Origin of the sequence: Mesorhizobium sp. M4A.F.Ca.ET.022.05.2.1 (genome assembly GCF_003998845.1) — a bacterium.
GTDB lineage: Bacteria > Pseudomonadota > Alphaproteobacteria > Rhizobiales > Rhizobiaceae > Mesorhizobium.
In genome coordinates this window covers 1-5,012 of the sequence record NZ_RZOJ01000438.1, presented here as the reverse complement: position 1 = coordinate 5,012, position 5,012 = coordinate 1, and the positions used below count along the sequence as shown (strand labels likewise).

General features: G+C 66.8%; 4 protein-coding genes. All 4 read right to left on the bottom strand.

From position 1 onward, the window contains the following. On the bottom strand, nt 1-587 hold a 587-nt coding region (locus tag EN745_RS29890), incomplete at its 3' end, for a VWA domain-containing protein (protein WP_127422902.1). A gap of 115 nt (nt 588-702) precedes the next feature. Further along, on the bottom strand, nt 703-1,701 hold the full coding sequence (locus tag EN745_RS29885; RefSeq protein WP_126056467.1) for a GlxA family transcriptional regulator: 999 nt from the start codon (nt 1,699-1,701) through the stop codon (nt 703-705). Between the two features lie 16 nt (nt 1,702-1,717). Continuing rightward, complete coding sequence (gene folD, locus EN745_RS29880) at nt 1,718-2,617, bottom strand: bifunctional methylenetetrahydrofolate dehydrogenase/methenyltetrahydrofolate cyclohydrolase FolD (protein ID WP_126056468.1); 900 nt, start codon at nt 2,615-2,617, stop codon at nt 1,718-1,720. 210 nt (nt 2,618-2,827) lie between these two features. After that, a partial coding sequence (locus tag EN745_RS29875) for a GumC family protein (RefSeq protein WP_348630977.1) occupies nt 2,828-5,012 on the bottom strand: 2,185 nt, incomplete at its 5' end.

Sequence of the window (5,012 nt, the reverse complement as noted above, 5' to 3'; positions counted from 1 at the left end):
GCCTTTTCGTCCGAGGCCTGGATGTACTTACCGCCGGTGTTCTCGGCGAGGCAGGCGATCTGCTTGCCTTCGTCGGCGGTCAGGCCGAAGCCGACGACGTCGGCGGTGAAATCGACGCCGGAAGCCTCCAGTTCCTTGCCGAGCGCGCAAGGGTCGCCGCCGCAGGTCTCGAGCCCGTCGGTGATGAGGACGACGGTTGCCTTGTCTTCGGTGTATTTCAGCGCCTCGGCCGCCTGCTTGACGGCTGCCGTCAGCGGCGTCTTGCCGAGGAACTTCATGCTGTCGGCGGCGGCCGAAATGGCGCTCGCCGAGCCCGCCTGCGGCGGCACGATCAGCTCGATGTCCTCGCAACTGCCCTTCTGGCGATGGCCGTAGGCCATGAAGCCTATCTCGTCGTCGGCCGGCACCGACTGCAGCACGGTACGCAGCGATTCGCGGGCGATCTCGAGCTTCGGCCTGCCGTCAATCTGCGCCCACATCGAGCCCGAGGCATCAAGAACGATGATGACCTTGTTGGCGGCAACGCCAAGCGTGGTCGTCGACAAAAGGAGGATCGCCGTGGCGACGCTCCGTGCCAATCGCATCATGAAACTCTCCTAGGAAACCCCTCTGGTCCGCGGCGGGAAAGGTATTTGACCCGGCCTTGGGACACAAGTCCGCACACGGCCTTGCGCACAGGCACCACGCACGGCGGCTCATTGCTCAGTAGGTGGTGCGACGCTCTTCCGACGGCGGTCGGCCGAACTGCAGCCGATAGCTCTGCGCGAAATAGGAGTGCGAGGTGAAGCCGGTGGCGATCGCCACGTCGAGGATCGGCATGTTGGTCTGGCGCAGCAGTTCGCGCGCCCGCTCCAGCCTGAGCCTCATGTAGTAACGCCCCGGGGTGACGCTCAAATGGCGCAGGAACAGGCGCTCGACCTGGCGCACCGACAGGCCCGCCGACTTGGCGAGCTGCACCGCCGACAGCGGCTCGTCGAGGTGATCGGCCATCAGCTCGACGATGCGCCTGAGCTTCTCCGACTTGCCGGTGAGGTCGCGTTCCGGGCCGACGCGCTGGCGGTCGCCGGCCGAGCGGATGCGCTCGTGCTGGAACTGGTTGGCGACGCCGTTGGCGAGGTTGGAGCCGAAATCCGTGCGCACGATCTCCAGCATCAGGTCGATCGAGGTGGTGCCGCCGGCGCAGGTGTAGCGCTTGCGATCGATCTCGAAGACATTGCCGGTGCAGTTGATGTCGGGAAAGCGCTCCATGAAGCCGGCGCGGTTCTCCCAATGGATGGTGCAGCGATAGCCGTCGAGCTGGCCGGCCTCGGCGAGCAGATAGGAGCCGACCGAGAGCGCACCGAGCGCATTGCCGCGCCTGCCCCAGCTGCGCAGCGCCGCCAGCACCTTGCTCTTGCCCGGGAATTCGATGGAGAGGCCGACCGACACGAACAGGATGTCGACCGGCGGCATATCAGCGACGGAATAATCGATCTTCAGCGGCAGGCCGTTCGAGGCCATGACGGCGTCGCCATCCGCCGATATGGTCGTCCAGCCATAGACATCGCGGCCAAGCAAGCGGTTGGCCGAGCGAAAGCAGTCGATCGCCGCGGCCAGCGAGAACATCGAAAACTTGTCGACCAGCAGGAACCCGAACTGACGACCACCCTGAACGGAATCGTTCGCGACCGGCCGTTCGATGGGAATGGAATGGTTCGGCAAGTAGACTGCTTCCCGGTCAGAAGGACGGCCGCTTCAACCCGGCCGCAAGGTAGGCGGAAGCTACAGTGTTCGCCATCAGCATGGCAATGGTCATCGGCCCGACGCCGCCAGGCACCGGCGTGATGGCGCCGGCCGCCTTGGCGGCTTCGGCATAGGCGACGTCGCCGACGAGGCGGCTCTTGCCCTCGCCCTTCTCCGGCGCGGCGATGCGGTTGATGCCGACATCGATGACGGTGGCGCCGGGCTTGACCCAGTCGCCCTTGACCATTTCCGGACGACCGACGGCGGCGACCAGGATGTCGGCGGTGCGGGCAAGCGCCGGCAGGTCCTTGGTGCGGCTGTGGGCGATGGTGACGGTGCAGTTGGCGGCAAGCAAAAGGTTGGCCATCGGCTTGCCGACGATGTTGGAGCGGCCGACGACGACGGCGTTGAGGCCGGAGAGGTCCTTGCCGCGCACGCGCTCGATCAGGAGCATCGAGCCGGCCGGCGTGCAGGGCACGAAGGCCGTCTCCAGCTCGCCGGTGCCGAGCTTGCCGACATTGATGAAGTGGAAGCCGTCGACGTCCTTCTCCGGCGCGATGGTCTGGATGACCTTGCCGGAATCGATGTGGCCGGGCAGCGGCAACTGCACCAGGATGCCGTGGATGGACGGGTCTGCGTTCAGATCCCCGATGATCTTGAGCAATTCGGCCTCCGAGGTCTCGGCCGGCAGCGTGTGCTGCAGCGAGTGGAAGCCGCATTCCTTGGCGGTGCGAGACTTAGAGGCGACATAGACCTGGCTCGCCGGATCCTCGCCGACGATCACCACGGCGAGGCCGGGCTTCGTCGCGCCCTTGCCCGCCAGTTCCGCGGTCAGCGCCTTGACCTTGCCAACCACGTCTTCGGCGACGCTCTTTCCGTCAATCACTTCGGCCATGAACCACCTTCAACTCTTCCATCAGCGCACGTCGCATCCCTTGGGATTCATGCGACCGCCTTGTCCCATTGTTTCACAGACCCGAAACCCGCGCGGTTCGGGCGATATGCCGAGCGGCATTTTCACGAAAATTCCGACGGGCAATCCCGTCAAAACGCCGTCGCATGCCGTAAACTCGAAACCGGCCGCTTTTATCGGATGGGGCGGGATTTAGAAATAGCGGCGGTTCGAACGGCTTTCGGTGAGCTCGCGCACCGCTTCGCGGAATTCGCGCAGGCTTTCGCGGATTTCGTCGATCTGGCCCTGCTGATCCTCGGTGTCTTGCACCTGCGGCGACAATTGATCCCGGTAGGCCCCCTGCCCGCCGGGCTGCGCCGCTGGCGACGGATTGGCATAGCCAGCCGGCGCTGTCTGTTCGGGCCGTGCCGGCCGAAAACCGGGCTCATCGTCGTAGGCCCGCGCCCGCTGAGCGGGGTACATCGGTTGCCGCCGAGGCGGCTCATCCTGCTGGAATTGAGGCTGCCGATAGGACGCGGGGCGTTCGGTGACCTTGCCGGGATCGGCGGGCTTTTGCCTTTTGCCGGGCATCATCTCGCGCACCGCCGAAAGCAGGGCGCCGACCGGCCCCCAACGTTCGGCCCCGGTGGTCGCGGCGGGCGGCGGCGGAGGCGGCAATGGGGCGCGCGGCTGCGACCGCGGCAGCGGAACAGGCGGCGGCGCCCGATAGACTTTGTCTTCGACCGCCGGCCTGTGGTCGTCGTTTCCGCGGCGACGCGAGCGCGAGGTCGCGGTTTCGCGCAGGCTCTCATAGGCGCCGCGCATGCCGCCGAGCCCGATGCCCGCAGCAAAACCAAGCAGCAAGCCGGCAAGCGCCATCACGGCGCGCGACGGCCCCATGGCCTCGAGCGGTGCAAACGCCTTGGAGATGACGTTGATGTTGGCGGTGTTGATGTCCTTCTGCTCGCCGGTCTCCTTGGCGCGCAGCAGGAAAGCCTCGTAGACCGAGCGCTTGGCGGCGGCCTCGCGTTCAAGCTCGCGCAGCGAAACCAGAGCGTTGTTGACGTCGCCGCTCTGCACCTTGGCCTGCGCCAGGCGGGAGGCAAGATCCTGCTCCAGCTGGACGGAGCGCTTCAGGTCGACCTGCAGCGAAGAAGCGATGCGCTGCAGTTCGCCGGCGATGCGGTCACGCGCGCCGGCGAGCTGGGCGCTGAGCGCCTGCAGTTCGGGATGGCGCGGGCCGAGCCGGACGGCGGCGCGATCGGCCTCCTGCTTCAGCGCCGCATATTGCGCGCGCAGTTCGCCCATGGTGTTGGAGTTGATCTCTTCCGGCAAGGTGCCGGTGAGGACCGAATTGACGCTGAGCGAACGCGCCGAAGCCGCCCGCGCGTTGAGCTCCAGCGTGCGGGCGCGGGCGACGGAAAGCTGCTCGTTGAGCTTCAGCATCTGGTCGTCGCTGATCAGATGGCCCTGCGCGTCGACGAGGTCGTGCGTGGCCCGGTAATCCTCGACCTTGCGCTCGGCCGCCTCGACGCCCTTGCGCAATTCGTCGAGCCGCGCCGTCAGCTCGTCGGTGGCGCGGCCGGCGGTGTCGGACTGGATCTGGCCGAAGGTCTGCAGGAAGACGTCGGTCATGGTGTTGGCGATGAGGGCCGACTTCTCGCCGTTCTGGGTGGTGGCGCCGATCGAGATGACGAAGGTCTTGCCGCCGCGCTCGACCGACAGGCTCTCGGCCAGATTGCCGACGGCGAGCGCGCGCCGGCGGGCATCGTCGGCGGCGCCGGCATCGTGGCGCGACAGGATCGAGCGGATCATCGACATGACGCCGAGACCGCCGGAACCTTGCCCGTTGAACTCGGGATCGTTGGTGAGATTGAGCTTGTCGACGACCTTGTTGAGGACCGTGCCGGAGGTGAGCACGCGGACCTGGTTCTCGACGATCGCCAGCGTCGCGTCGGAGGCGACCACGTTCTGTGTGAGATCGCGATCGGTGAGCTTGAGGTCGCGCGGATCGACGATGAGTTCGGCCGTGGCCTCGTATTTCTTCGGCGTCGACAAGGCAATTGCGACGCCGAGGGCCGCGCCGAGGATCGTCGTCGAGAGTATCAGCGCCTTCGAGCGGGCAATGCCGCGCACGACCTGCATCGGGTCGATCAGCGGCTTCCACTGCTCGCTGTCGGCATCGTCGACGGCGGGCCGCCGCACGTTCGCAGCATGGCGGGGATCGAGCGCGGCCTGAGGCGCGTGGCCTTGCGAAAGTCCCGCCGGCTCCTCGCGCGCATAGTCGCTTCGCTTGGCCCAGCCGTCCTCGACGTGCGGTTCGTTGGCGATCGGCTGCCGATCGGCCTGATATCGGCCCGGCTCGACGCCGGCGGGCGAGCGCGTCTCGCGCTGCGCG